This is a genomic window from Bradyrhizobium sp. USDA 4341, assembly GCF_054063755.1.
The window spans coordinates 379,803-406,094 of sequence record NZ_JBSSGO010000001.1 but is presented as its reverse complement, the minus strand read 5'-3'; the positions used below and the strand labels follow the sequence as shown (position 1 = coordinate 406,094).

At 58.1% G+C, this 26,292-nt stretch carries 25 protein-coding genes and 4 pseudogenes; 7 read left to right on the top strand and 22 right to left on the bottom strand.

The features are described from left to right. Positions 1 to 209 precede the first annotated feature (209 nt). Positions 210 to 914 carry an N-acyl amino acid synthase FeeM domain-containing protein gene (locus ACVIGB_RS01860; RefSeq protein ID WP_456717361.1) on the top strand — a complete coding sequence of 235 codons (705 nt, stop codon included), beginning with the start codon at positions 210 to 212 and terminating at the stop codon, positions 912 to 914. On the opposite strand, the gene ACVIGB_RS01855 is transcribed toward ACVIGB_RS01860, so the two are convergent. The 4 genes from ACVIGB_RS01855 to ACVIGB_RS01840 form a co-directional block, all read right to left on the bottom strand. Next, positions 882 to 2,009: a hypothetical protein gene (locus ACVIGB_RS01855; RefSeq protein WP_456717362.1), complete on the bottom strand. Its 1,128-nt coding sequence runs from the start codon at positions 2,007 to 2,009 to the stop codon at positions 882 to 884. The two genes, ACVIGB_RS01860 and ACVIGB_RS01855, sit on opposite strands and share 33 nt — an antisense overlap. After that, on the bottom strand, positions 2,006 to 3,013 hold the full coding sequence (locus ACVIGB_RS01850; protein WP_456717363.1) for a hypothetical protein: 1,008 nt from the start codon (positions 3,011 to 3,013) through the stop codon (positions 2,006 to 2,008). Before ACVIGB_RS01850 ends, ACVIGB_RS01855 begins: the two co-directional genes overlap by 4 nt. A 17-nt stretch (positions 3,014 to 3,030) precedes the next feature. After that, entirely contained in the window at positions 3,031 to 3,564 is a 534-nt protein-coding gene (locus ACVIGB_RS01845) for a hypothetical protein (RefSeq protein ID WP_456717364.1), read from the bottom strand. A gap of 249 nt (positions 3,565 to 3,813) precedes the next feature. After that, on the bottom strand, positions 3,814 to 4,779 hold the full coding sequence (locus ACVIGB_RS01840; protein WP_456717365.1) for a tyrosine recombinase: 966 nt from the start codon (positions 4,777 to 4,779) through the stop codon (positions 3,814 to 3,816). Between the two features lie 630 nt (positions 4,780 to 5,409). Between ACVIGB_RS01840 and ACVIGB_RS01835 the strand changes: the two genes are divergently transcribed. Further along, positions 5,410 to 6,231 carry a hypothetical protein gene (locus ACVIGB_RS01835; protein WP_456717366.1) on the top strand — a complete coding sequence of 274 codons (822 nt, stop codon included), beginning with the start codon at positions 5,410 to 5,412 and terminating at the stop codon, positions 6,229 to 6,231. A 196-nt stretch (positions 6,232 to 6,427) separates the two neighbouring features. Next, entirely contained in the window at positions 6,428 to 6,787 is a 360-nt protein-coding gene (locus ACVIGB_RS01830) for a transposase (RefSeq protein WP_456718238.1), read from the top strand. Positions 6,788 to 6,900: 113 nt separating this feature from the next. On the opposite strand, the gene ACVIGB_RS01825 is transcribed toward ACVIGB_RS01830, so the two are convergent. The 3 genes and pseudogenes from ACVIGB_RS01825 to ACVIGB_RS01815 form a co-directional block, all read right to left on the bottom strand. Beyond that, positions 6,901 to 7,488, bottom strand: coding sequence for a LabA-like NYN domain-containing protein (locus ACVIGB_RS01825; RefSeq protein WP_456717367.1), 588 nt, complete (start codon positions 7,486 to 7,488; stop codon positions 6,901 to 6,903). Positions 7,489 to 7,580: 92 nt separating this feature from the next. Continuing rightward, positions 7,581 to 8,408: a Crp/Fnr family transcriptional regulator gene (locus tag ACVIGB_RS01820; protein WP_456717368.1), complete on the bottom strand. Its 828-nt coding sequence runs from the start codon at positions 8,406 to 8,408 to the stop codon at positions 7,581 to 7,583. A 577-nt stretch (positions 8,409 to 8,985) separates the two neighbouring features. Beyond that, positions 8,986 to 9,447 (bottom strand): annotated as a pseudogene (locus tag ACVIGB_RS01815) (Lrp/AsnC family transcriptional regulator). A gap of 94 nt (positions 9,448 to 9,541) precedes the next feature. Between ACVIGB_RS01815 and ACVIGB_RS01810 the strand changes: the two are divergent. After that, positions 9,542 to 9,772, top strand: a complete 231-nt coding sequence (locus tag ACVIGB_RS01810; protein ID WP_456717369.1) for a hypothetical protein — start codon at positions 9,542 to 9,544, stop codon at positions 9,770 to 9,772. Positions 9,773 to 10,179: 407 nt separating this feature from the next. Here the strand turns inward: ACVIGB_RS01810 and ACVIGB_RS01805 are convergent, their stop codons facing one another. The 4 genes and pseudogenes from ACVIGB_RS01805 to ACVIGB_RS01790 form a co-directional block, all read right to left on the bottom strand. Continuing rightward, positions 10,180 to 10,470 (bottom strand): hypothetical protein, encoded by a 291-nt coding sequence (locus ACVIGB_RS01805; protein ID WP_456717370.1) that lies wholly within the window; start codon positions 10,468 to 10,470, stop codon positions 10,180 to 10,182. A 67-nt stretch (positions 10,471 to 10,537) separates the two neighbouring features. Next, entirely contained in the window at positions 10,538 to 12,067 is a 1,530-nt protein-coding gene (locus ACVIGB_RS01800) for a lysozyme inhibitor LprI family protein (RefSeq protein WP_456717371.1), read from the bottom strand. 424 nt (positions 12,068 to 12,491) lie between these two features. Further along, positions 12,492 to 12,764: a hypothetical protein gene (locus ACVIGB_RS01795; protein WP_456717372.1), complete on the bottom strand. Its 273-nt coding sequence runs from the start codon at positions 12,762 to 12,764 to the stop codon at positions 12,492 to 12,494. Positions 12,765 to 12,986: 222 nt separating this feature from the next. Further along, positions 12,987 to 14,179: pseudogene (locus ACVIGB_RS01790) on the bottom strand (ISL3 family transposase); the annotation flags it as partial. Between the two features lie 408 nt (positions 14,180 to 14,587). Between ACVIGB_RS01790 and ACVIGB_RS01785 the strand changes: the two are divergent. Next, a complete protein-coding gene (locus ACVIGB_RS01785; RefSeq protein WP_456717373.1) occupies positions 14,588 to 14,764 on the top strand; it encodes a hypothetical protein in 177 nt (58 codons plus the stop codon). Here the strand turns inward: ACVIGB_RS01785 and ACVIGB_RS01780 are convergent. The 4 genes and pseudogenes from ACVIGB_RS01780 to ACVIGB_RS01765 form a co-directional block, all read right to left on the bottom strand. Next, a complete protein-coding gene (locus ACVIGB_RS01780) occupies positions 14,761 to 15,189 on the bottom strand; it encodes a hypothetical protein (protein WP_456717374.1) in 429 nt (142 codons plus the stop codon). The two genes, ACVIGB_RS01785 and ACVIGB_RS01780, sit on opposite strands and share 4 nt — an antisense overlap. Positions 15,190 to 15,466: 277 nt before the next feature. After that, positions 15,467 to 17,008: an ABC transporter substrate-binding protein gene (locus tag ACVIGB_RS01775; RefSeq protein ID WP_456717375.1), complete on the bottom strand. Its 1,542-nt coding sequence runs from the start codon at positions 17,006 to 17,008 to the stop codon at positions 15,467 to 15,469. A 117-nt stretch (positions 17,009 to 17,125) separates the two neighbouring features. Then, complete coding sequence (locus tag ACVIGB_RS01770) at positions 17,126 to 18,859, bottom strand: tetratricopeptide repeat protein (protein WP_456717376.1); 1,734 nt, start codon at positions 18,857 to 18,859, stop codon at positions 17,126 to 17,128. 933 nt (positions 18,860 to 19,792) lie between these two features. Further along, positions 19,793 to 21,135: pseudogene (locus ACVIGB_RS01765) on the bottom strand (IS1380 family transposase). 179 nt (positions 21,136 to 21,314) lie between these two features. On the opposite strand from ACVIGB_RS01765, the gene ACVIGB_RS01760 reads away from it, so the two are divergent. After that, a complete protein-coding gene (locus ACVIGB_RS01760; RefSeq protein ID WP_456717377.1) occupies positions 21,315 to 21,413 on the top strand; it encodes a Flp family type IVb pilin in 99 nt (32 codons plus the stop codon). A 2-nt stretch (positions 21,414 to 21,415) separates the two neighbouring features. Beyond that, complete coding sequence (locus ACVIGB_RS01755) at positions 21,416 to 21,904, top strand: EamA family transporter (protein ID WP_456717378.1); 489 nt, start codon at positions 21,416 to 21,418, stop codon at positions 21,902 to 21,904. Between the two features lie 65 nt (positions 21,905 to 21,969). Here ACVIGB_RS01755 and ACVIGB_RS01750 read toward each other — a convergent pair whose 3' ends face one another. From ACVIGB_RS01750 to ACVIGB_RS01720, 7 genes and pseudogenes are all read right to left on the bottom strand, one after another. Next, positions 21,970 to 22,188: a hypothetical protein gene (locus ACVIGB_RS01750; protein WP_456718258.1), complete on the bottom strand. Its 219-nt coding sequence runs from the start codon at positions 22,186 to 22,188 to the stop codon at positions 21,970 to 21,972. A 174-nt stretch (positions 22,189 to 22,362) separates the two neighbouring features. After that, a pseudogene (locus ACVIGB_RS01745) lies at positions 22,363 to 22,581 on the bottom strand (integrase); the annotation flags it as partial. A gap of 219 nt (positions 22,582 to 22,800) precedes the next feature. Continuing rightward, entirely contained in the window at positions 22,801 to 23,088 is a 288-nt protein-coding gene (locus ACVIGB_RS01740) for a nitrate reductase (RefSeq protein WP_456717379.1), read from the bottom strand. A 101-nt stretch (positions 23,089 to 23,189) separates the two neighbouring features. After that, the gene (locus tag ACVIGB_RS01735; RefSeq protein ID WP_456717380.1) at positions 23,190 to 24,170 is read right to left on the bottom strand and encodes a CobW family GTP-binding protein; all 981 of its coding nucleotides are present in this window, start codon (positions 24,168 to 24,170) and stop codon (positions 23,190 to 23,192) included. 11 nt (positions 24,171 to 24,181) lie between these two features. After that, entirely contained in the window at positions 24,182 to 25,402 is a 1,221-nt protein-coding gene (locus ACVIGB_RS01730; protein ID WP_456749109.1) for a CobW family GTP-binding protein, read from the bottom strand. Positions 25,403 to 25,536: 134 nt separating this feature from the next. Further along, positions 25,537 to 25,773, bottom strand: a complete 237-nt coding sequence (locus tag ACVIGB_RS01725) for a hypothetical protein (protein WP_456717382.1) — start codon at positions 25,771 to 25,773, stop codon at positions 25,537 to 25,539. Continuing rightward, on the bottom strand, positions 25,742 to 26,248 hold the full coding sequence (locus ACVIGB_RS01720) for a Fur family transcriptional regulator (protein WP_456749076.1): 507 nt from the start codon (positions 26,246 to 26,248) through the stop codon (positions 25,742 to 25,744). The genes ACVIGB_RS01725 and ACVIGB_RS01720 overlap by 32 nt, the downstream gene beginning before the upstream one ends. Between the last annotated feature and the right edge of the window lie 44 nt (positions 26,249 to 26,292).

The following is a 26,292-nucleotide window of genomic DNA, read 5'->3' as shown; positions in this document are numbered from 1 at the left end:
AGCACAGCGACTTCATCGCCTCCGGCATTACGCTGATGCCGGCCGAACGACGTGCACTCCTTCGAATCTATTCCGCGATCAATCTCGCTCAATTCTCAGCACAGTTTTCCAAGGATTCGATTACAGTTTTATCTTTTCGCCCATGCCGGAGGGTGTTACTTCTCAGCTCGCTTTAACCCTTATTTAACCTTTATTCGGCGGGGCGCGGGATGGATCAGTATGTCGGTAGTAATCCACAGAGGACATTTGCGGAGCGCGCATTTAATGCCCTCGATCACACCACTTACGCCGTTGCGCGGACGGATGCCGAGAAGGAAGCGATCTACCGCCTCCGCTATCGTGCCTACCTCAAGGAGGGCGCCATCGAGCCGAACAGCACCGGCATGCTTTGCGATGCCTTCGATGAGCAGCCCAACGCCTGCAGCATTGGCATGCGGTACGATGATCACCTGGTTGGGGCCATCCGTATCTGTATGATCTCGCGCAATGAGCGCAGGTCGTCCGCAGGAGTGACCTTCCCGGAACTGCTCGCGCCTTACCTCGACGCTGGCAACTTCATTTGTGATCCAAACCGCTTCGTGGCGGAACCGGTGATCGCGGATCGAATTCCCGAGTTGCCCTATCTCGTCTCGCGCATGGCCATTGCGGCCGCGCTCCATTTCGGAGCCAAATACGGCTTGGCGACGCCGCGCGCGGAACACTATGCGTTCTACCGGCGCGTCTTGCTCGCCAAAACCCTCGCGACGCCGGTGATGTACCCCGGCTTGACCAAGGCCGTTGGCCTTATGATCCAGGAGACGGCCGTCTCCCTTGCCTATGTGCAGACCCGATATCCGTTTATGGCACCGCGGCCCAACGAGGCGAAGGAAGTATTCGGCGATCTAGACCTGCGGTGCCCAGCTGATATCGGCTAGTCCGGCGAGCATATCTCTCGCCGCGTGGAGAGCTTTTGCTTGCTCAAATTCCGCACGGCGGAGGAGCCGATCGATAGCAGCCAGGGTCGATACCCTCTGATCGACGAGGTGAGCCGGCGGGAAAAGCGCTTCCACGGCTTGCCCCAGTGTGCGCACATGCTGCAGAAGGTTGTCCTGGTCTGTGTCCAGGGCGCCGTTGTCGTACGGAGTTACCGTGGCAACGGCGTCCTGGACGGCCTTCCAGGAGGCGCCGGCGATCGGTGGTAGGTGGGAAAGCAATTCCCCGGAAGGAATCGATCCGCGCAAGTGCTCCCTGAGCTCGTAACCGAGGTCGTTCCGGCTGAGGTAGCGATCGTCCAAACGTTTCACCGAGCCTGAAACGCTCACTGCTGCACCGGGACGGGTCATGGTAAGCCATTCCCGCGCTTCATCGAGACGATCAAGCCGGAACGCTGTTCTTGATGAAAGATTATTGTAGCAATGCGGCCCGCCATCACGCAGGTGGATCTGCCCGTGATGGGCATTGTGGACGGGCAGCATGATCTGCAGTTCTGCCTGCTCGCCGCCGTCGATTGCATACCAGATCGGGTCATGGGCTGCGTGATGAATCACGCCATCCAGACTGACGATATGCCGCGTCGCCTCCTGCTGACGAGCCAGCATCTGCTCGCGGTTGGACGACGAGATTTCGCCGTCGAATTCCTCGGCTTTGATGATCTGTCCGTGAAGGGGCAGGGTGCCAAATTGGTTTGCGCCCTTGAGCGCAGCCATGATCACCGGGTCGACCTTCGGATCGTCATCCTTCAGGAACTTGTCCAGGTCAGCAAACGTGCTCCGATAGGTTTCAAGCGTGCTGAAGGGAGCTTCTGCCCTGCGCCAAAGGCGGCCGTTCCAGCCGGCGAAATGGAAAGCCGCGTCCTTGCCTGGCCGCGGCTCGACGATGACGGCGTCAAACTCGTAGTTGCCCGGAGCAGGCGCAGCCAACGTGAACTCGATTTTTTCAGCGATATGCGCCCGTTTGGAGACGCGGTGTCTCGCTGGCAGAACTTCTGCCTGGTAGATAAAACGAGCAGGTATGGTGACTGTCTTGGTCATCGAGGTGTGGGCGCCAATTGATTGGCCTGCTCGGCGGACAGCAAGCGCAGGAGGGTGTCGATTCGATGTCTCGCCATGGCGGTGGCGGCAGTCAGACCGTCGTCGGGGGCGGGCCGCAAATCCGCCGCGACGCTGAAGATCGCCTGGAGGGCTTGCGATAGATCGCCAAAGGGGAGGGTCTCGTCATCATAGCGGGACTCGATCAATTCAGCCGCCTTGAGAAGCTTTTCTCCGCCAAGCCGGAGGCGCCAGCGGCCTACGCAGTCTGCGTAGATGCCGTCCTCCATTGCCTCGATCAGGTCCTTGGCAGACCGGGCAATCAGAGGGCGATACATCTCGCGCTCGTACGAAAACTCGTCGCCTGCGGTGATCACAGGCAGTTCGCCATTCCCGCCGGAACTTGCGAACAGATCCATGGCCGCCCCACGGTCTTCAGGGAGGAAGTGATCAAAGAAATTGTACCGGGCACTGGAGGAGGGGACGACGCTGACGTCAGGACGATCGCCGACACGAACGGCATACATCGGAATGACGTCCCGTTGCCACAGTTGCCCACGCCACATCATCATTCGTGAGATGGTTTCATCCGCGATCTGTTCGCTTTGAAGCCGACTATCCGTGATGATTGAGCGAAATTTGGAGGGGTCGACCGGATCAGCTCCTTCCCTGTTCAGCCCCACGAATCTTGAAACGCGACGTCGGACCGCCTTGGTCAGAAGGTAACGGAAGACGACCTCAGGAGGTTGCGCCCCATCAAATTCTACGGCCATCCAAGGACGTCCATCAAGGATCGCTGTCGCGCGAACGTCATGCCTCTCCACGTTCCTACTAAGACTCAGTAGCGAGCCGAGCCGCGTCAAGGTATAGGCGGGAGGCAGTTCGACTTCATCGGCAATCTCCCGGAGATCGTATGACTTCCGAAAGGATGCGGCACCTTGGACGCTATTTCGCCGCTGCGGAAGAACTCCGGTCACCGAATAGGGGATTTCGATTTCCATTTCCATGGTGACAGCGCTCAGGATCAGGCGGCGGGAAGGGGCGCATCTCCCCTGAACTGGGCAATGGCCTGTCGCGCGAAGTCGATGGCCCTTTCCACATCCGACAGATTGGCGTCACCACCGCCGATTGCGTGGGTCGCAATGATCAGCGCCGCTGGATTGGCCAGAAGAAGCATCTCATCCGGAACGTCTTCTGAAAGCTGCCATTCCCCCTTGTCCAGATTGAGGACCAGGAGGTTCGAGGGGAGAACCTCGGATGCGGCCATCAAGGCCGCTTCGACGTCGCTCCAGTCGATTGTCAGGCGTGCGGCCGCGTTATCGTCGGCGACCACCAACAGGTCCGCGACTGCGAGCAGTCGATCCTGACCACGCTCGAGGACTTCAACTAGATCGACCTTCGTCTCAACCACCGACGGGGGAACAAACGTTCCTACTTCTCCAAATTCGACCGGCCAAGACTTCTCGATGAGCCTTACCCGGCCGCCAGCTGCGGCGCCGCAAACTGTGAATTTCTTTCCGTCGCGTTCAACCAGGTCAAAGAGAGATACAGACATCATAGGAGCCTCTAATGATGGCCCTACACTGCAGCTCGGTGCCGCAAGGCGCAATGCCTCGATCGGCGTTTCACCATCGTCAACTGAGGGAGATCGACGGTGTACTCGTATCACGGCCAATAGATCCGACGAGCGCTGATCGATCAACCGCGGTCACGACCGCCGCCTGGCTCTCGGTGTCCGAGAGAGCCGCAGCGATGCACAGTGAGGGCGGAGCGAGATAAAATGCCTCGCGGGATAACGACTCCTTGCCTAGCAATGGGGCAGAGGCGAGGTCTCGATCGCGTCGTCATTAAGTGGATGGAGGTCGATCACCATCGCCATGGCTCGGGAGGTCGAAACATGCGTGTAGATTTCAGTGGTGCTGATGTCCTCGTGACCCAACATTGTCTGTATAGAGCGCAGATCCGCCCCGTTGTTCAGCAAATGGGTGGCAAAAGCATGCCTGAGGACGTGGGGTGTCACGTCGTCCGGTCTCGCGAGGCCTGCCGCTGCAGCGGCTTCTTTAATCTCGCGTTCGGCCGACCGCGACGTCAGATGTCTGCCTCCGTCCCGCACCGAATGGAATAGCCACGTCCCCGAGCTCGTCCCGTATTCTTGGGCCAGCTGGCGCCATCGAGCAATTGCTTCCAGAGCTTTCGCGTTCAGCGGAATAAGCCGCTCCTTATCGCCTTTGCCCTTGATCAGGAGAAACTGGACCTTTGTCCGTGCCGCTCTTGCGGGTAGGCGGACAGCCTCGCTGATGCGCATCCCGCTGGCGTACAACGTCTCCAATAAGGCGGCTCGGCGAGCATGGCTTGCCTGGGTAAAGAGCCCCTTGGCACGCTGCTCCGCCAAGGAATGCGCCGTTGTCAGAAGCTTTTCGACTTCAGCGACCGACAGCACTGTAGGAAGTGTCTGCTTCCGTCGCATGGGTGTAAGTTGGCTTGTCGGATCGTCGGATTTTATACCCTCGGCGATCAGGAAGCGATGCAGACCTCTGACGACCGCACGCCGCCCTTCAATGGTCTTGTCGGCGAAGCCCGCTTCGAAGAGAAATTGCAAGTAGTCGGACACGACCTGACCATCGACCTGGTCAAGCGTCAGTCCACGTGAATCGAGGAAGCCAAAATAGCAATTGAGATGATCGTCATAGGCCTCGACCGTGTTCTCCGCGACGCCTCGCTCGGCGGCCAAAGCCTCCATCCAAAGTTCGCCGAGTTGCTGATTTCTATCCATTGCCGGGCCCACGGGTGATATCTGGGTCCAGCTTTCCTTCAAATTCGTTAAGATTTGACGCAACTTGTAGATTCGGCGTCGAACAAGAGTCCTTACGCGAAAATCGAGCGGTTTTGATTCTGTTGCTGGTGGTGCTGGTGGTGGCTGCTTCTTCTCTCTCCCGACTTGGCCGCAAACCGATATCGCCCCCGTTGGACGGTCTGAAGACTCCCTAATTTCAATCGTGAACGGTTCGGTCCCCAGTGCACCCTGCTCGGCTTTAAATAAGCGCCGAACTTGCCCCCCCGGCCGTGTTCGCAATGCGGCCCCTGTGTTCCCCAATGAACCTGTCGAGGATTGCGCGGCGTTGGGTCAGCCCTTTGAGCGTGCCGGCGACCTCGTCAGCGCATCAGAAAGGGTCGGACGCAGGTTGGCAGCCATCGTCGCGGCTGACGTGCCGGGCTACTCGCGGCTCATGGGCCTCGACGAGGTCGGCACCAGGAGGCGCGCGCTCCGCTCGCCCAGCAGCCCGATCCCGGCCTGCCAACGCCGGTCGGCAGCTTCAACGTCACCCAGCTCGGCCTGAAGGCCGACAAGACCGGGAAGGACACCAATTTCCGCGGCCTCACGGTCTTCAACAATGTCATCTATGTGACGAAGGGCAGTGGTGGCAACGGAATCAACACCGTCTACTTCATCGACAATTCCGGCTTCGACGCCAAGGGCAAGCCGCTGGCCTGTCCCAATGGCGTTGGGCTGCCAAGTGCGACCGCCACGCTGCCGATCGCGCCGATCGCCTACAACGCCGCGAATTTGCAGACGCTTGGTGTCGCGCCCTACAACATGTGCGTCCTGAAGGGGTTTCCGACCAATCTCGCCAAGACCGCGACCAACTTCCCGTTCGGCGTCTGGTTCGCGGATGCCAAGACGCTCTATGTCGCGGACGAGGGCAACGGCACCGCGACCTACGCTTCCGGCAGCTATACCGCGGCCGCTGCCCAGACCACTGCGGGGCTGCAGAAGTGGGTGTTCAACAGCACGACCGGTTTATGGACGCTGGCCTATACGCTGCAGGCCGGTCTTGGCCTTGGCGTGCCCTATACGGTCGAGAACTATCCGACCGGCACCAACAGCGTGACCGGCCTGCCCTGGTCACCGGCGACTGATGGCCTCCGCAACCTTACCGGACGCGTCAATCACGACGGTACCGCGACCATCTGGGCCATCACCTCGACCGTGAGCGGCAGCGGCGACCAGGGCGCCGACCCAAACAAGCTCGTGATGATCACGGACAAGATCGCCGCAACAACGCTGCCAGCGGACGAAAGCTTCGCCACGACGCGCAGCGCCCGGTTTGGCGAAGTGCTTCGCGGCATCTCGTTCACCCCCGGTACCGACTTCGATCACGACGAGCGCGCAGACGGGCGCGGCTCCTGCGGCCGCGACAAAGACGATTGCCACGACGCCGACTGATATTCGGTTGATTGGGCGACGTCGCGCTTGTCGCGACGTCGCCACTGTGGCCGTCTGAACGCGAACTGTTCGCGCCCCGCGCCGTGAGTTCCAAATTCGCTTGATTATCGAGCTCAACAACAACCCCGTCGAGCGCTAGATCCGGGAAAATGCGCTGTTCGCAGGCTCCGACGGCGGTGCCCAGCACTTGGCCGAGGTGATCACATCGGTCGAGGGGCGGCGTCGGTGGTCGCAGGATGAAAAGGAACGGCTAGTTGCAGCATCGCTCGAGCCTGGAGCCAATGTTTCCGAGCTGGCTCGCATGGCGCCGGCCTTCATGCGAGCCAGCTCTTCAGGTGGGCGCAAAGAGCTTTGCAAGCACAGTGAGACGAGTATAGCACCGTTAGTGCCGGTCGAGATTGGGCCGTCTGTGCCGCCGCCGGATGTGGCCGACGCGCCATTGATGACGGCGCCGGCGCGTCGACGGGGGAGCCAGGGCATCATCGAGATCGATCTTGGTAGCGGACACCGCATCCGCGTCGATGGTGACGTTGCTTCGTGTTATGGACCTACCTGATTGTATGCGGGCCGTATTCTCTCACTGCTCAAAAGATTCCAGTTCGACTCCCGAACAGCGCTGCTATGCAAGGTGTTTGCTTTCCGCCGGCTTGTCAGTCGTCGGCAGATCGCTCAGAGGCTCTCCGACATTGCGATCTTCGAACCTCGGCCCTCCTGATGTGGGCCTGACCGTTCGGACGGATCGCGACCCAGCTTCAGCTTCAATAGTGCCAGGTCGATGAATTCGTCCGCCTGGCGGCGTAGCTCGTCGGCGATCATCGGCGGCTGGCTCGCAATCGTGGAGATGACGGTGACCCGGACGCCGCGGCGCTGCACGGCCTCGACCAGTGAGCGGAAGTCGCCGTCGCCGGAAAAGAGGATCATCTGATCGATGTGCTCGGCAAGTTCCATGGCATCGACCGCGAGTTCGATGTCCATATTGCCCTTCACCTTGCGACGGCCGCTCGCGTCGATGAATTCCTTGGCGGCCTTGGTAACGACGGTGTAGCCGTTGTAGTCGAGCCAATCGATCAGCGGACGGATCACCGAATACTCCTGGTCCTCGATGATCGCCGTGTAGTAGAACGCACGAAGCAGCGTGCCGCAACTCTGGAATTCATTGAGAAGGCGCTTGTAATCGATGTCGAAGCCCAGCGTCTTTGCGGTTGCATAAAGATTGGGTCCGTCGATAAAGAGCGCGACCTTGTGAAAGGGTGACATTGCTGCTTCAACTTTCAAAATCGATGCGCGTGGCCACGCAGGTTGGTTGTCTGCTCACTCTTTGCGCGGAGAAGCCGGAGCGAGCTGAGAGGTCATCGGCTCTTTGTCACTGATATTAGGGACTGATACGAGGCATAAGCGCTTGAGACAAGCTTGTAACAACAGCATGCCTTTTGCTCGAGCAGCGTGCGTTTATCGATCTGCAAGACGCCGCGCATCTTGCGAATCAATCCCAGCTCTTCGAATCGGATAAGGACCTCTGTTACCCCGGGGCGACGCAGTCCCAGGGCGGACGAAAGATAGTCATGGGTAACTGGCAGCACACTGGCACCAATAGCATCACTCGCCAAACATAGCCAACTCGCGAGCCGCTGTTCGCGATCGTGCCGAACCCCGCACAATCCTGTCTGAACGCACTGAAATGTCAGTGCTTGAACGTACTCAAAGAGATGCTCTCGGATCTGTGGACACTCTTTTATCACGCGACGCAAATCCTCGACTCGGATCCTGTGCGCGCTACCGGGAAAGAGCACAACAGATTGTTGCGTCGAAAGATGTCCTCCCCACAAAAACGAAGCGCCGACCACGCCCCGATAGCCTATGACCGCCGTTTCAAGCATGCTTCCCGCCGCTACAACCCTTAGCGAGACGAGTCCCGACTCTAAGAAATAGACGTACTCGACATTCTTTTTCGGCTCTTGGAGAACCATACGTTCCTTCAGGACGATCGGCTCAAGGCGCCCTCCTATTGCCGCGAGGTCTTGCAGGGAAAGTCTCGCCAGAATCGCGTTTTTGACGAAGGCCTTTGGTCGCGCCGTAAGAGGCAAGTGAAGGATCGGCTGTGTGCCGGACACCCGCTTGAGAGCTGCGTCCGTGGCGCAATTGAACGCTTCATGGACTGCGGGCATGCGGTCGGTCATGTTCGCTCTCCCGGCTGCCGTTTTGCGCTCCCGGCCCGTGACTGCAACGGAAAATTGATCGCCACTGTAACAATGATTTCATCTTGTTTAATGCGCTAAGCCCCGTGTTGACGCTCAAATCCCGCACTCAGGCGGCATCTTGCCCACGTATTTCAACTGCCTTATTGCCTCCGAGGCAATCGGGTGTGCGCCTCCAGCTGCTTCGCGCCCCCCAAGGAATTGACTAGAAATCAGTAGCCCCGCCCCCGCCCCCAGATGGAGACAAGGGCGGGGCACCCCTGCCCTGAAAGCGGTAAGCCACGCTGTGCCCGAGACTCACGGGGGTTCTGATTCTCGTCGCGTACGGCAATTCAGACAGACGCTAACTGCGCTCCAGCTCGCGCTCGTCTGTAATTGCTTGAGTTCAAGTAGAACCTGTCCGCTTAGGAATGCTCTGACCAAAACGGTACGCGAGGAACGAACAATCTCTCTTCTCGCCCGAGCGTGTCATCTCGGCTTCAGATTTGATCGTTCCGTACAAACTATCCTGCGCTCCATCCTCACACGTCAGCTGTAGGAGACCCACCTTCGTCGACCGTTAGTAGTCATTGGCTTGTGACTCAACTGAAGCGACGAACCCCGCTTTTACGCGATCCAATACGACTATCGTCTTGAAGCGCTTGACGTCGGGGTTCACATAAAAGAAGCACTGAGTGAACTCCTCATCTTCATCCATGGTACGGGCTGTGACGTAGAGGACAAAGTCCGCCTGTAACGTGGAATCCGTTGACGACTTCAGCTGACAGTTTGATCGCCTTGAACCTATCGATGATGCCTGAACGCTCCCACTCCATGGTCACCAGGACAAGCATTTGGATCGGTCTTCCCACGACCTTCGGCGAAACGATTGACACATCGGCCTCGATGATGCCTTCTGAACGGAGCCTCTTTAGTCGTCGTTGACCCGCCGTGGCAGAAAGCCCAGCCAATTCGCCGAGTACTTCGGAAGTTAGGCGGTTGTTCTTTTTAGGATACGTGCGTCGATTCGGTCGTATCGCATTCCGTTCCAGCTCCGTGAATTTTGCCGTAAAATGGCTTCTCGGCGCAGGAAATCGTCCAAGAACTATCCCAAATACATGTGGTGATTTCAACTGATGACCGAGCGGGCGATGACGAATCCCGTAAAAGACCGGATACTGGCCGAACTTATTGAGATCAATGAAGTGCTGCTTGACGATCGCTTACTTGAAGAGGATCGCGCAGCGCTCCAGGGAGCCCAGCAAGCGCTCAGGAACCTACTGGACCCTCACACCTGGGAGCCAGCGTCCGAGATATTCTACCGGATTGGTGCAAGGCCGAAGACAGTCGGCCGTTCTCAGCACTGACACGCTTCGTGACGAGAATGACCGCGCTCTGAATGAGTAGGCATCCTGAGGGTCCGCTTGGCCATTAAGCGCCGCGCGAGGATCTGCCAGTTCTGGGCGCACGCGACGGACGATCGGCTTGGAAGGGGCCGGCGCCGCCGGCGGTCGCCTACGTGTTCGCAGGTGGTTGCGGCAAGAAGGAGATCATCAATTGGACTACATGAAAAGACCCCGACGAGCACCATATAGCGAAGGCAATCGCGCGCATCGTCCCTAATCCTTACGAGGTCATTTATGCCGATTAAGCCAACCAGCAGGCCAATCGTGTCCGTCAATCCACCACGGCTCGCTCAGCCCATTGCGAACCGCAACAAATCCCGCGTTACTGCCGCGAGAATTAACCCGTATTACGGTGAGCGACGGTCTCGCTACGCTTGCATTACTAACTGCTCATCAACCCAAAGCGATACTTGGTTGAGCAGCCGGAGCGTCGCTTTCTTATCCGATAAAATACTTCGATCGATCTTCACTGAGATCGATACGTGCTTGCTATTCTTATTCCAACCCATATACCGGCTTGGTAGTTCTCCTAAACTGATGCTGATGCCGTCCACAATCCGCGAGTAATAGCTGTCCTTCTCGACAGTGTACGGCACCTCGGCCATTGCGCTACATGAATGGACACAGACAAACACAATAGCGAACACGGTGGCGCGCATCGTTCCTACCTTTAAGCCGACGGACCTCTAGCCCATTATAGCCTTCATGGAGTCGCCTTCGAACACATCAGAAATTCCTGAGAATATTTTCCAATCGCCAGCCAGAATCATACTTTCTGTAGGCGCCGCGCATGGTCGCAAACGCCCTTTGGCCTGGCGCAAGGTTGCGATCTAGCTTCGCGCAAAGGTTAGATAATGGAGACGTTGATTCAATCGTGTCGGACAAACGATTAGCGATAAGAAGCCGAACAATAAAAACACCTGCCGATCCGTCTACCGATCTGTCGCTTACTTCGCCCCCAATGTAGTCTAGGTTAGCACAGTTGCCGCTCAAGAAGACGTTTGTTGATCTCAAGTCTGCAATCATCTGATTAACAATACCGGCATCTTCTTCATTCTTTGGTTTAAGAGCTAGTAGCTCCGGTGAATTCGCTAACTGTTGCGCGGCTTGGAGGCGTCTAGCTTCCTCGAACATTCTCTGTTGTCGCTGCTGTTCCTCAATCGCTGCTTGCCGCTGTCGAGCCTGCTGCTCCTGCTCCCTAAATCCATCGGCGATGACATTTGACAAGCGTACGATTCGTCCGTTCTGAATTTTCACGATATTTGCCGTGTTGGTACCAGCTGCAATCATAAATAAAGTAAGTTCATAAGGAGAATCAAACGGCACTCTGCAGATTGGAACGATACGGCGAGCGGCGTACTCAGCGAGCCCCCGCGCTATATTATCGTCGAGCATTGCGCGGGCCGCTTCCGGCGTAATCTCGACATACCCCTCTATGTGCAAGACTTGGTTCATCGGCTGCATACACGTGTCGCGCTGCGCCGGGTGGTTTCCAGTAAGCATTGACGCGAATTTCTTGTCTAAGACCTCTTGCGATCCTCCGAATTGAGCAGGTGGAATGCCAGCATTCGCAATACTAGATGGAAGCGTCCCCGACAGTTCTCCAATTCGGATGTTTATCCAACTCAGGATGCATGGCTTGGAACTAGTCAACTCTTCAACAGGTACTCCCAACTTATCGTCCAGTTTGCATCGTCTATTGCGCTCACGTAACCATGTTACCTGTTCTTGTATCTTCACCTTCTTATTATCGCCCTCAAGCCCTCTGGTTGCGTTTTGAAACGCTTTGCCAAGCGCTCCATCAGCGTTGCTTAGTTCTGGGTCACTACAAATTAGCCGAGCGGACGCGCTCTTCGCGGCCCCACAGTTGAAGCTCGGCTGGGCCGAAACGGATTGCGATGTGACCGCCGTCTGAGGCGGTGGTCCGACCCGTTTCAGGATTCCCGCCATTTGGCCGCCGCTCGGTTTCCCATTGTCCATGAAAATTTGGATTAGTGACACGGACGATAGGTCTGGCAAAAATACCAATTCTATCCTGTCGTGCCCCCGGTCTCGGTCTCTTACCCACTCAGGCGGTCCACTTTCGACCACCGCCGTTCCAACAAATTTGGAGGCGTTCTCAAATTTTCCTGATACCTGCAAGGTGGCTTTCAGATCTTCGTCGTCAGACGACAACATGATCCGAGCACGATTGGCCCCAACCATCTCCAAACGATAGTGCCGAACGTATGTGTCGGTCCGGAAAAGTTTCTTCACTTCTAGTGATCCGTCACCGACGTAGGTCCCTATGTAAGTCTGTGCTCTCCCGAGATTTGGATAAACCAAGCAGACCAGTCCAACGACCCATACGAAGATACGCATATTGTGCCCCCTCCCAATAAGCGGTCGATTTTGGCACGTTCAGAACCACACGCAAGGGTTTAACAGGCCAGCATTCGCTCAAATGGCCTGTTGATTCCGTGATGCTGGCTTTTGAAGCGACTTCTGGCGTTCGCGGCAAGTCGGACTGCAGAATGCAGCCGAAACGCTGGCGCGGATGCCAAAAGAGCCTACTGGAAAGACCGCTCAATCTGGTCGCGTCGCTGTGCGAATTTCCTGCGGCTCGTGGATATAACTAGCTCCAGCGCGCGGCGTGAGGGATGCGCCGGCGGCGCCAATTCGATCGGATATTGGTTGTTGTCTATGCGGCGCAGCCAGGCGCGATACGCCACTGGTCGACCAATTCATTTAGCGGAAAGGGATGAAATTCCGGCGCCAAGATCTCGGCGTCCGCCGCCGAAACTCTGAAAATCATCAACGTGCCGACGTTGCCCAGGATCGTGTCGCGTACCTCCGGGTGCAAAGCTGAGATGTATTGTGTTCCCAGCACAAAGTGCGAGCGGTATTTGCGGACCTCAGACAGCTGGCCGGCGAATGCATCAGTGGTGAAATTGGCCGCTTCGTCCACGTGCACATAGACCGGAACGCGGTCAGCGGCCGGTAATCCGAGCGCGCTACGGTGAGGAGCTGCAGGTGGGAAATAAGGAGGGAGCCCAGGAGGTTTGAGGCCACTTCCCCGATGTGGCCTTTGCTCAAGTTGGCGATGGCAATCTGCCAGTTGTCCATGGAATGTTGCAAATCGAGTTTAGGTGGTGCTGCCCTAAAATGTTGCGCACGATCGGCGACGCGGATCTGTTGCTATCGACCTCGCGGCGCGAATCTTCTGCAATTGTTGATCGCTGGCTCTTTCAGCGTGCCGCCGCCGTGTGGCCCATTCGGTGACCACTCGTAGAGAGCCTTGAAAGCCTTGCTCCTTTAGCCGGCGCCAGAGTTCGGCGCCGTTGCGACAACCGCCTGTCCATTGCGCCTCTAAGAACGGCAGATGGTTGTCGAGGGTGCTCAGACGAGTCCGGAAGACGTCCGTTCCCCCACCGCGACTGATCTGGCGGACAAAATTACGGCTGTACCCTGTCCGACGCACGATCTCTTTGAGCGGTACTTTGTCGCTGACAAGCGCAGCAATCGCATCATGGGCGTCCTGACGCCGTAGATAGCCCTGATATCGCAACCTTTCCGCAGAGGTCAGGAGGGTCGGATTGATCGTCGTAGCGCCGATTGCGGTGCGAATCCCGGGCATGGACCGACGTACGGCGTTGAGGAACGCCGCGCTCGCGTTTTCCATCAGATGCCAACGATCGGCCACCTGGATGGCGCCAGGGATCGCCCTGGTCGCAGCCTCACCGTATCCGCCGCCGCGATCACGCGAGACAATCTTGATTCCCGGATGCTCAGAAAGCCAAGCCTGCACGGTGGCCGTTTCCCGGTTAGGCAATAGCGCCACGATCCGCCTTCGCTCCAGATCACATACGATTGTCCCGTAACGGTGATTCCTTCGGAAGGCCCAGTCATCGATGCCCACAACGATCAGCGGATCCGATGGCATCACCGTTCGTCGTCGCACCACCCGCAGCAGAGTGTCGTTACTGACGGGCAGCCTGAGGCGCTGAGCAAAGCCTGCTGCCGGTCTTCCGCCGAGTGCCAAGCCCAGATGATGGACAATGCTCTCCAACCGCGCCGTACGACGCGCCCGGATCGGGACAACATCGTCTCCGAACCGCTCGGCAAAGATCTGCCGGCGGCAATGCGCCACCTCGCAAACAAACCGCCGTGTGATCATTCGGATGCGTACCTCCCTGCCAGCGCTGGGCAGATCGGCGACCTGTCGAAGGTAGCGACTGTGAATTCGGCGCGAAAGCATCCCGCACAGCGGACATTCGGCCGCCGCCAGCTCGAACGCAATGTCAAAATAATCGAGTCCGTTGAATCACTTACACCGTCAAACGCCAACCCACGAGGCACAAGTGACGAAATTTGCAAGCCAGTTCGCATGGCGTTGATTCCCCATTGGAGAATCCGAGCTCGCCAGCGAAAATCATCAGAAGTGAGTCAGACCCCAACATTGACCCTGTCATCATGAGGTCGATCAGGTACTTAGAATGCCGATCGGCGCTCGGACCCCACGCCGAGTGACATCCCTGGCGCAGGTGCCGATCGTCACGCGGATGGATACTACAATGACAATCTATTAGCGCAGCTGGAGTGCCAGTGAGCTTGGCGTGACCTGGCGTCCGCGCAACACAACGCATCGGTCTGATTAAAGATTTCTACTTGATTTAAAATAGCTGGCGCGCGCCGGTACATCCGAGCTTGCTGCGGTAATCAGAGATGCGTGATGTCGGGTTGCGCATCGCACGCGATGTGCTACACCGCGCTCCTAATGAGTGAAGGAGCGCCGAGTTGGCCAAGAAGAAAAAGTCTGTTCGTCGCTGGACGAAGGACGATGTGAAGACGCTGAAGTCACTCGCGAAGCAAAAGGCTGGCGTTAAGAAAATTGCCAAATTGCTGAAGCGGACGTCGGCCGCAACTATGGTCAAGGCGTCTCTGCTCGGGGTTTCGCTCGATACGCGCGGCTAGGAGGCGGTCCCGTAGGCCCGCCCCCAATCTGCGCGATCTTGCGCCATCTGCGCCTTAAGCGCCGCGATTTCCGGACCCGAACCCTGCACGTTGTAGGATGGGGCGAAGCTAAGGTGTACGTCGCCACCGCCAGGCGAAACGCCATTCGGCAGAATGCTCGCACCCTTTGGCACGTTCATCAGCTCAGGGCCTCTCTCACCAATGATAGACCACCCGCCAGGTGCACTGCCCGTGCCGTTGGCGAACATCGGGAAGGACAAGCCGCCCGTTCCTGCGCCAAGGCCGGTACCGCTCATGGTCGGTGTGCTGCCACTGCCGCCGCCCCCAAAACCGAGGAAGCTAAACAGGCTAGAGCCGGTAGAGCCGCCCAAAGCATTGGTCCAAAGCTTATCGATGGCCATTTGCATCAGCTTGTCAGAAATCATGCCGAGTGCGTTCACACCGGCTGTGTTGAACGCGTCCCACGCACTGGCGCCAGAGCGCTATGAATAGGCGCCCAACATTACCCCTATCATCATGAGGTCGATCAGGTACTTAGAATGCCGATCGGCGCTCGGACCCCACGCCGAGTGACAGCGGACCGTGCCCAGCGTCACCGGCAAGGTCTACAACCGCTCACCGCGGATGAAGGAGAAGCGCGCGGTGCTCGACGGCGTCGCGACGGAGCTTCGGCGGATCATCTGCAATCCGCCGAAGCCGCTGCTACTCCAACCACGTGTCGGAAACGTCAATCACTCCGCCGTAAAGCGGTGGAAGGCCCTTCAGCTTGTTGTTAGTCACCGCATAGTACGTGTTCTGGAAGGTAAAGAACCAGATTGCTTCGTGGTTGATGATCCGGGAGATAGCGCAGTAGTCTTCGGTGCGCTCCGCACGATCCGCAGTTGAACGTGCACGTTCTAGCAGAGCGTCAAGTTCGGGATTGGAGTAATTTGCGAGTGCGACTGGGCTGCCTGTATGGAAGAGCGCATATATAAATGGCTCAGGATCGGGGTTGTCGATTATGCGCCAAGGTGTGATTTGGTATTGCCGCGCAAACGCACGCACAGGAATTGTGGCCTGATCGACCTGTTCGATCTCGACGTCAGCACCAACCTGCTTCCAGAATTGCTGCAGGACTTGACCAACGTTGCGCCCTCGCGGGGTTGCTGAAACGGTAAGCTTGAATTGAACGGGCTTAGCGTAATCCTTGAGAAGCTGCTTTGCCTTTTCGGGATCGAAAGGTAGGGCGCCGTCGTTCTGGCATTTCACCCAAGACCCATCTCCAAAGGGGTTGCTGGCGGGTTTGCTTAAGCCATTCGTCAATGCGCTTGACATCTTCTTCCGGTCAATCGCCATGATCAGCGCTCGGCGGACGCGGACATCGTCGAAGGGGGCGACCTTGGTGTTGAAAGCATAGGGCTGAGCGCCCGAGCCAGAATACGTGTAGATATTTACCGATGGATTCTGCCTAGCGCGGACAAGGTTGTCCGCATCGTACTCGTCGTCCCAGATCAGATCGACCACGCCGGAGAGTAGACTCGCAAATCGCGACTGTTGGTCGGGAAGCGGACGGAGACTGACGCGATCCAAATACGGATGCCCTTTGTTCCAATAGTTCGGATTGCGTTCGACTATCATGCGGTCGCCTGCGGTCCAAGATTTCAAGATAAACGGCCCCGTACCCACCGGATGCCTGTTGTAGTTGTCTCCGAGATTCTGTGTCGCGCTAGGAGAGTAGATGATGTTGTTGGTAAATGGAGGCGACAGCAACGCAGGGAGTTCTACGGAGGGGTCGCGCAGATAGAAGACGACAGTCAAATCGTCGATCGCTTCGACCTTGTCGATAAATTGGATGAAAAAGCCGCAACCGCAACGATTATTGGGGTCCTTATGCCGCGCGTATTTCCAAGCGACAGCCGCTGCATTAAACGGCGTTCCGTCGTGGAAATACACGCCGGACCGAAGCTTGAACGTCCAGTTCTTGTAATCGTCGGAATGGCTCCAGGATAAGGCGAGCTTCGGGACCACGTCGCCGTTCTTGTCGCGGCCGGTCAATGTATCAAAGATCAGGGCTGCCGCCATTTGGCTCGAAGTATCGAAGGCGCCGGCCTTCACGGGATCGAGGCCGGGAATATCAAGCTCGGTGCCAAGTGTGAGGCTGCCGCCCTGTCTTTGCGCTTTGGTCGTTCCCGCCGCTATTACCAAGCTCACGCCGGCAACGAGTGTGGTCCGTATGATTGCAGTCAAACAAGAGCGCATTTGCATGGATGGTCCTCTCCTTGGAGCAACGGTGCCTGAGCGCATTGCTTGGTCGGACGGACCTCGACCAGCGCCAGAACGACGACCTAAGTGAAAATGCGCGAGCGGAATATTTCTACCAGTTCATTCGGGCAACCCAGCTTTCCGAAGCCCCTCAATGTACAGCTTCGCGTATGGTTGCCCGGCCCGAGCAAGCCATGCGGATATCGAAAAGCCCGGATCAACCTCAAGCAGACGAGCTACGGCCTCACACGTCTCGGCATTTCGCTCCGAGTGGGCCAATGCGGCCACCAAAGCGCGATGAGTTGATGCATCGTATGAGCTGTGACGAAGAGCCTTCCTGGAAACCGCGACTGCCTCCTCGAAACGCTGAAGCTCGATCAACGACAGGCCGATGCCAGTAAGCGAATTGTGAAGCATGGGAAACAACGGGTCCAAGCGAATGCTGCGTTCGAAGCTCCGAATTGCTTCTTCGAAGTGCCCTGCAAATTTGTAGACCCAACCTCTTTGACGCCATGCGCGAGCATCATTCGGATTTGACGCGACCGCACGTTCAACAAGATCGATGCCGGTTTCGTGGTCTCCGACAAGAAAGGCGGTAATCAACCCCGCGATGCCCAGCGCTTCCGTATCATTTGCGTTGATGCTCAGGGCCAAGCGAGCCAGCCGAATTGCTTCATTGCGGTCGGATTGGAGATCAATTGAATAACCCAACGCAACGTTTCCACGATGGACATCAGCCGCCAACATGGCGGCTGAGATGCAGCGAGGATCAATCTCCAAGGCTCGATGCGCCAATCGCACAGCATTGGCAAAGCCTTCGCGCGTCAGAAGATAATATTGCTTCCGCGCTCTAAGACATAGATCATAGGCCGTTAGAGTTTCGGGGCGACGGAGGCTCGCCATTTCAATTTCTGTTTCGACCAGTTTGGGTTGAATGGCCGAGACAACAGCGACCGTTACCTCATCTTGTAAGGCGAAAACGTCTATCAGGTCCCGCTCAAACCTATCCGCCCAAATGTGAGCGCCACTCACCGCATCTATCAACTGGCCGGTGATGCGAACCTTCCCTGCTGCCTTTCGGACCGACCCCTCAAGAACGTAGCGCACACCCAGCTTACGTCCGACCTCCTTTATATCGGCTGCCTTACCTTTGAACGTAAAGCTCGAATTGCGCGCGATTACGAACAGTGACTTGAAGCGCGACAAGGCCGTGATGATGTCTTCCACCAAGCCATCGGCAAAATATTCCTGCTCTGGGTCTCCACTCAAGTTTTGGAATGGCAGCACGGCGATGGAGGGCTTGTCCGGAAGTGGGAGGGCCGCACTCAGCCCCTCGACCAGCGCGCGACGCACGGCGTAACTGCGAATAGACTTGGAGATGTTCTTGAGTTGCTGCTCGCCGCGATCTTCGAAGCCAGCGTCCAGTTTGCCTTCGACCTCACTGTACACCTTGTCGGAAATCAGGATACCGCCCGGATCGGCGATCCCTTCCAGCCGAACCGCGATGTTGATGCCGTCGCCATAGAGGTCGCCGTCCTGGCCGACGATGACATCGCCCAAGTTGAGCCCGATCCGCAATTTGAAGGGACCGCTGCCGGCGGCGAGATGATCCTGTATCTCAATCGCGCATCGCGTGGCGGCCAGGGGACTTGCGAACTCGGCGAGAGCGCCATCTCCTGTTGTCTTGATCAGGCGGCCGTCGTGGCGGACGAGGCTCGGCTCGATCAATTCGCGCTTGAGCCGCTCGAACTCGACATAAGTGGCTTCTTCGGCCCTCTGCATGAGCGCCGAATAGCCGACAACGTCCACCGCTAAGATGGCCGCCAATCGCCTTTGAACACGCCCCTCGGACAAAGCTGCCCCCTAGAGGTCCATTGTGGCCCATCAAACCATACCGGGAGATCGTTCCGCTAGCTAATTTCCCACGGCAAAGGCGGTCGTGGATGCCAAACGACATAGCACCCGCACTACTACGGGCCAGGGAGTCCGTTCTTGCGGCAGCTTGGCGCGATCTCGCGCGCCTTAGGGAAACGGCCGGCGTCCATTTCCTTGTCGAGGGTGGCACGACTGAACGGGACAGGCGCAAGCGCCTGGCGTACGCCAAGCATTTTACGGGGACCTGTAGCGTGTGCGGTCCTGTGCCATCTGATGCTCGTACTGACCAGGCCTGCGATCATTGCCCCGCCAGCGGCCACGCGGAAAAGTAGAGGGCGGCTCCACCGGCGGGGCGTTTTGCGGGTAACCGGCGCTGGTACGGCGGGAAATGACCTGCGATATGTCCAGACCTTCGCTCAGCAGCCCGCTGGTATCCTATTAGGCGAGTTGATATGGAACCCGCAGCGTCAAGTTGTCGCGCGACCATCGTCGCATGCCTCTCCCTTGTGGCGTAATCTAGTTGCAACGGCATAGCTCGATAGCGCACGCGACGCGTTCGGCTTTCGAGACACATGGTCGTAAGTCATTGCAACTTCCACGTTTTGGCCATCGCCGTGACAAGTCTCAGCTTCATCCATTTCCAGCGGTCACATCCCGTTCGAAACCTCTCGAAAACTCGAGTCGTAATTTAGTTCGATTGTCTCTCAAATTCGTGCATTGGCAATTTAAACAACCTTAGGCTTTGCCGCCCTAGCCCGTCTTATTCATGATTGCCGGGCAGGGCAGCTGGAACATTTCCGGTCGGGGTGAAGGCGCGCGCGAACGCTTCGGCTTTTTCCCCGCTTTTCGACCCGACTTCGTGAACGCGTTGGAGGACGGCAGCGGGGTGACCGGGGGCTCATGCCCCGCGCGTCAGGGTGCTTGCGGGACCAGAGCGTTTGCCAAGCCGCGGAACAGGTCGGCGTCGGGGCACGCCGCCGCGAAGGCAAGACGGACGCGGGTGGCGGTCTCGATGACGCGGGCTGCGATCTTGAGAAGCCTGAGCCTGATCGTGTTGAACTCGGCCGTTGCCAGATCGCGCGGCTTTGGGATGGCATCGCGCACGGCGAGGATGAGCCAATAGGCGGCGGTGTGGAAGACGAGGCGGACCTGGTTGGCGAGCGCCGAGCGGCAACTGGTGCGATCGGAGGCGAGCTGGGTCTTGTGCAGCTTGATCAGGTTCTCGGCTGTCCGCGAGCGCAATAGAGGCTGTCATAGATCCACTCAGCCGAGCCGATATCCAGGCTGGTGACGACGTAGCGGACGTCGAGCCCTTGTTGGGTTGCCTCGATGCGGGCGACGACGCGGCGCTCACGATGCCAGGAGCCGGCCGCGTGGCGGGTCTCGGTGTAGCCGCGAACCACGATCTTGTTCTCGATCGCACGTTCGGTTCGAACTGCATCACAGACCTCGTCGACCTTTCTGGCGAGCGGCTTCGTGCCGGCTAGCGCGAAGATGTAATCGACGCCGTTTTGCTCGCAAAAAGTCATCGCCTCGGGGCCGGCGTAATGGCTGTCGCCGCGGAAGGTGATACGCGTATCGGGCCAGCGCCGGCGAATGCGCCGAACCAGGCGGCGCAGGTGTGCCCGCACCTCGCGGCCGCTCGGCGTCTTGCCGGGGCGCAGGATGACCGCAACAGGCCGGCTGTGCTCGGTGTCGTAGACGTGGATCGGCAGGAAGCAGTGTTCGTCATAATGGGCGTTGAACAGCGAGAGTTGCTGACGGCCATGCACCACGTCGACCGTGTCGTCGATGTCGAGCGTGATTGCGCTCGGCGCTCGCGCGTAGCTGTCCATCCATAGGTCAACCAGCACAGAGCTCAGCCGGATCACCTCGCGCAGGTGTGGTGCATTCTCCAGGCGCGATAGGGTCGGCTGCGAACACAGATCCCGGCCAGTGTCCGGCAGTCGGCCGCAAGCCAGCTTGAACGCCGGATCGCCGCGTAAACGATCGAGATCATTGCCATCCTCGTAGCCACACGCGATGGCGAAGATGCGGGCGCGGATCATATCCGCAAGGCTGTGCACGATGCGTCCCGGATCGCGCCGCTCGGGGAATACGAAGGACAACTTCGCGGCCAAGCCGAGGCGCCGGTCCGCCATGGCCAGAAGCATGACGCCGCCATCCGACGTCAGCTTGCCGCCGTCGAACGAGGCTGTGATCTTCTTGCGGGAAACGGCTGGAAATGAGAACGGCAGACTCGTATCGTCGGTCATGGCGAGTGTGGCGGCCCGGATGCGCGGAGGGTGGGTGTCAGCAACCGAATCCTACGCCACCTCAGCGGCTTACGCCACGCTCGCCAGCCTCTCAACAAGCCGCTGATGAATAAGACGGGCTAGTTCGTTTTTTTTGACGCGACAACGCGTCCAAACGGAAACATTGGGCAGGTGCAGTGATGAAGGCTGTTTTTAGTGCGTTCTTTAAGGATGAGTCTGGTGCTACGGCCATCGAATACGGATTGATTGCGACCACTGGTGGATCGGCGGAGCGATAACCATGGGCGGGATCAGCCTATTGATGACATCGCGCACTTTGCCGGGAACGACGGGGCCCGCGGCGAGCTTTACGGGCGACGCGCTCGTATTGCTGTCCATCATTTTAGCTAGCGTAGGGTATGTCTTTGGCGGACGAAGTTCGGCGCGGATCGGCCGATGGCCAGCGACCGTCTGGTCGATCGCCATCGGCGCTCTGGTGCTTGCGCCGCTCACGATTCCAGCGGCGATGGCTTTTGAGTGGTCAATTGTTGGCGCTGCAGAACTTGCCGCCCTTCTCTTCCTTATTCTTTTCGTGACAATTATTGGCTATGCGCTGTGGTTCTATGTCCTGGGCGAAGCGGGCGCCACGGCGGTCACGCCTCTGCAGTTCCTGCAACCAGTTGTGGGAGTGGTGCTTGCGGTGGCTTTGTTTGGGGAAGCGGTGTCGCTGCCGCTCCTCCTCTCTGGCGCACTCATCATCTTCGGAATCCGGTTGACACGGAAGGGATAGCTTCGATAGGCACGAATGAACGCGCTCCTCTCCATGGTCACGCTTTTCAGAAGTGGGAGGCTTGTTTACGGCCTGCTTTCAAGTTTCTCAAATTTTTGGCGGCGAATTCGCGTTGCCTCTTCGTCGATCTGCAGATCTTTACCTGTCATAACAACTCCGTAGTCCGCCTCCGCCATTTCACGGCCGACCATTTCATTGAGAACATCGTTGGGGACCTCCTGTGCAGGCCGCAGATATGGCGATCCGAATCCGCCACCGCCCGCGGCCTTGATCGTGAGTGTCAACGAGGGTAGTCGCTCGACGCCGAAACGAGGTGGCGCGTAGCACGAGCCATCCTCACACCTGATTGAACAATCCCCAATGCCCGCGGCTTGTCCGCCCAGTACGCCAAAGGATGTCGGGCTGCCGTTACCCTCGCCGCGGAATGAGTACTCAGCAGGCTGCTTCACGTGGACCACTGCTATCTGCTTGAACTCGACACCGTCCAAGAGCCCTGGATGTAACCAGAGATTGTATCTGCGGCCATGATTAGCGCTGTATCGCGCGTATGGATGTACTTGCTCGTCACCGAACCCTTGGCATGGCCGACCAGCGCCGCGATCGCCGCCTCGGTAAAGCCGAGATCACTGGCAACTCGCGAAGCTGTGGCTCAGGACGTGGGGTGTAATGTCGGATAGCGCGGGTCCCGGCGAGGATCACGGTCGCGGAGATTGTGCATCGAGTACCCGCGAGCGAGTAACTGAGTTCAGGTTTGCGAAGCGAACGCGGACCGTCACGGTTCGGCCGGACCGGACTTGGCGCGGAGTCGGGTGCAGATTCGGCTGCAAGGTTAAGCGAGGCTGGTCGAAAAACTCCCTCTTCAGCAGGCTTCCTGGTGAAATATCCGTGGAGGCGCGCTAGGTATGAAGTCTCAGATCAAGCGCTGCTTTCAGTTCATCGAGGGTGACGTCGGGAATCGATTTGTGGATTCTTGCAATCATTGGCTTTTCCCCGTCTCTCAAGATCGCGACGAGGGTTTCCACATCGGGACATCCTGGCTCTCGACAGGTCAACTCGCTGACCGAGACAGTCACGTCCTCCGACAAGCCCAACAGCTTCTGCGTTTGGAGCTTTAATTCCTGAACTGCCTGGGGATAGCCGATTCTTTGGACCCGTCGCCCCATAGGTAAGGCAATCTTTGGCATGCTTTTGGCGTCCGAATGGATTTGCGAGCTGTCAGCCTCAGCATGGCAACGGACAAGCTCCGGTGCCGTGCTGCAGTTTGGTGCATCACTCGTACCTTAAATCAGTGATTTGAGCCCTGACATTGCTCAAAGCCTGCCTTCAAGACGCCCTCCGGCAAGTCGCGCCCGATAAAGACCAGACGGCTGGTTCTGGGCTCATCGGGATTCCAGGGACGTTGATGGTCTCCTTCGAGCAACATGTGGACGCCTTGGATAACGAAGCGATCAGGATCGTCCTGGAATTGGATGATTCCCTTCAACCGCAAAATATCGATTCCGAACTGGCGAACGATCTCCTGCATCCAGGGAAAGAATTTCTCGGGAATGAGCGGTGTGCTCGTCGTCAATGACAGGCTCTTGACGTGGCTGTCGTGCTCATGGTCGTGAGCCTCAGTGAGAAAGCCGGGCTCGAACTCAAGGACCCTGTTGAGATCGAACGCGTTCCGATCCAGTACTTTTTCGAGATCGAGCGCGCAACGCTCGGTGCGATGGATCATCGCATAGGGATTGATTGAACGGATCCTTGCCTCGACAAGCTTGAGGTCCGCCTCCGACACCAGATCGGTCTTGTTGAGCAGGACGACATCAGCGAATGCGATCTGCTCCTGCGCTTCGTGGGCTTGGTCAATCTCTCCGAGGAGGTGCTTTGCGTCGATGACCGTGACGATGGCATCCAGCTTCGTGTTGCGGCGGACATCATCATCGACGAGAAACGTTTGCGCCACGGGGGCCGGATCGGCAAGCCCGGTGGTCTCCACGATGATTCCGTCGAACTTGCCGCGCCGCTTCATGAGTCCATCGAGAATCCGAATGAGATCACCTCTTACCGTGCAGCAGATACACCCGTTGTTCATCTCGAATATTTCTTCGTCGGCATTGACGATCAGATCATTGTCAATTCCAACCTCGCCAAACTCGTTCACAATCACCGCATAGCGCTTGCCGTGGGTCTCGGTCAGGATACGGTTTAGCAAGGTCGTCTTTCCTGCGCCCAAGTACCCGGTGAGAACGGTGACAGGCGTTGGCGTTATCACGTTGTTCATGCTTGACCCTTTCAGTGTTGAGGTCTTGTTGCGTTTTGAATGACAGACGGAGGTTGAATCTCGGCAGCGGCATGCCCGTGCAGCAATAGCGCCCCTACGAGCGCAAAGCCGAGAAAGCCTAGGACTGCGACGAACAGCACCAATTCGACCTTCTCACGCGCCGAGATGCCCGTTATTGCGGTGAACAGAGCCCTTATGACCGCTTCATCAAGGCCGTGCGCGATGACGACCATTCGCGTGCGTCGATCGTCCGACGGCCAGGCCGGAAGCCGGTAGTGTTGAATCGCATGCTGAACGCCGTGCACGACGAGAGGCCGCTCCGGATCGTCATCCAGCGCAACGAGCCCCTTCAGGCGGAGCAATTGCGGACCGCTTACGGCCTTGAGCAGGTCAACGAACGTTGCGAGTTTTCGAGGCGATACAGGTCGGCTTTCGAGCAATGCCATACTCTGGATGCCTGCCGCTGCATGGCGGCTCGTGCCTGTGGCATCGTTGGGAGTCTGCCCTTGCTGGGCCAACGCCACCTCCAAGGCCAACCACCCCTCGACATCGGCCCCCTGTTCGGAAGGAACGTAGCGACGTGGAGCAAAGACCGCTGCGAGATCGAAGCCGTTCTCGTGACGGTCCACGATGGCGGCGGCAGAGTTGATCTGCCGGATCTTCGGCAGCAGTCTGGAGAGACCGGGAGCCGCGCCGGCTTCCGCGCCAAGGTCCGTCTTGGTCAGCACGACGCAATCCGCGAACGCCACCTGTTTCATGCATTCGAAGTGCCGCTCCATCGTCTCTTCGATCATGGTCACATCGACTGCGCAGACGACGCCGGACAGTCGAAAGCATCTGGCCACGACATGGTCCCGATAGCCGACCGCCGGAAATCCGCCCGGTGTGATCTGATTGATGATCGGGGCGGGATCGGCAAGCCCGGTCGTCTCGACGATGACGCGCCTGAACGGCGCGACAGCCTTGCTCTCAACAGCGTCGTAAAGTTCGAACAGGGAAGACCTGATGTCGCTGGCAGCCGTGCAGCAGAGGCAGCCTGTCGTAGTCACCATCAGCTCGCGCTGGTTCACGCGAACAAGGTCATGATCGATGGAGATGTCGCCAAACTCGTTGATGATGACGGCGGTGTCCGCAAAGGCCTCGCTTGCCAAGAGCTCATTGAGCAGCGTGGACTTCCCCGAGCCCAGGAAGCCCGTGAGGATCGTCACCGGAATCGGTTGGTCTATCTTCATTTCCAAGCAATCAAACATCCCGATTCGTTACGTTATAACGTTACATCTGGACTCGCAACAGCCCTCAGGAGCCCAACGATTGATTGTGGTCGCTGCCTTTGCAGCGCTGGGCAGGCGGGCTAATCCGAATGCGGTCAGCGAAATTCAAGTCTCAGTCGCCGCCAGGCGATCACGATTCCGGTGATCCTGAACGCTGCTCCAAACGTGCATAAGAACCAATAATCGCGCTCCGCAGGCTGGGGCGCGCCAATCAAGGCGGGGAAATCGAAGGCATGCAGCGCGCGGTACAGCCAGCGGTAGGTTCGACGCTGGGCATCAAGCTTTTCCAGGTTGGCGCCGCTAGCTTTCAGGCGTACCCGCGCATTCCGCACACTGGCCCTCCACCTCGATCATCGGATGCCAGGGTCTGAAGCCGGTTGTTTCCGCTGCGCCCCGCAAGCCGCGCGCCACCAGTTCGGACGCCGCCTCCTGAACTGCGCCACATTGCGCGCAAACCATGAAGACAACCGTTTCGCCTTCTCCGTGCAGATGATCGCAGGCGAAATAGGCCGAGCGGGACGCCAGCCGATGGACGCACCCTGCCTCCTGCAAAAATTCGAGCGCACGGTAGACTTGCACGGTCTTGAGCTTTCGCGCATCGCTCACTTTCTCTGCGATCTCGTAGGCGCTCATCGGCTTTCCAGACGTCGCGAGCAAGGCAAGCACGCTTTGGCGCATCGGCGTGAACGGCACCCCTTTCGACACCGCGTACGAGCGGGCGCGAGATTCAACTGCGTCGCCACCGACGGGGTGACCATGCATCTCCTCGTGCACGCGAGTTCCGCGCGGATTTGGGTCGCGGTGCATTCCATCTCACCTTGACTGTCTCGGGTGTAACAGTATAACAGGCA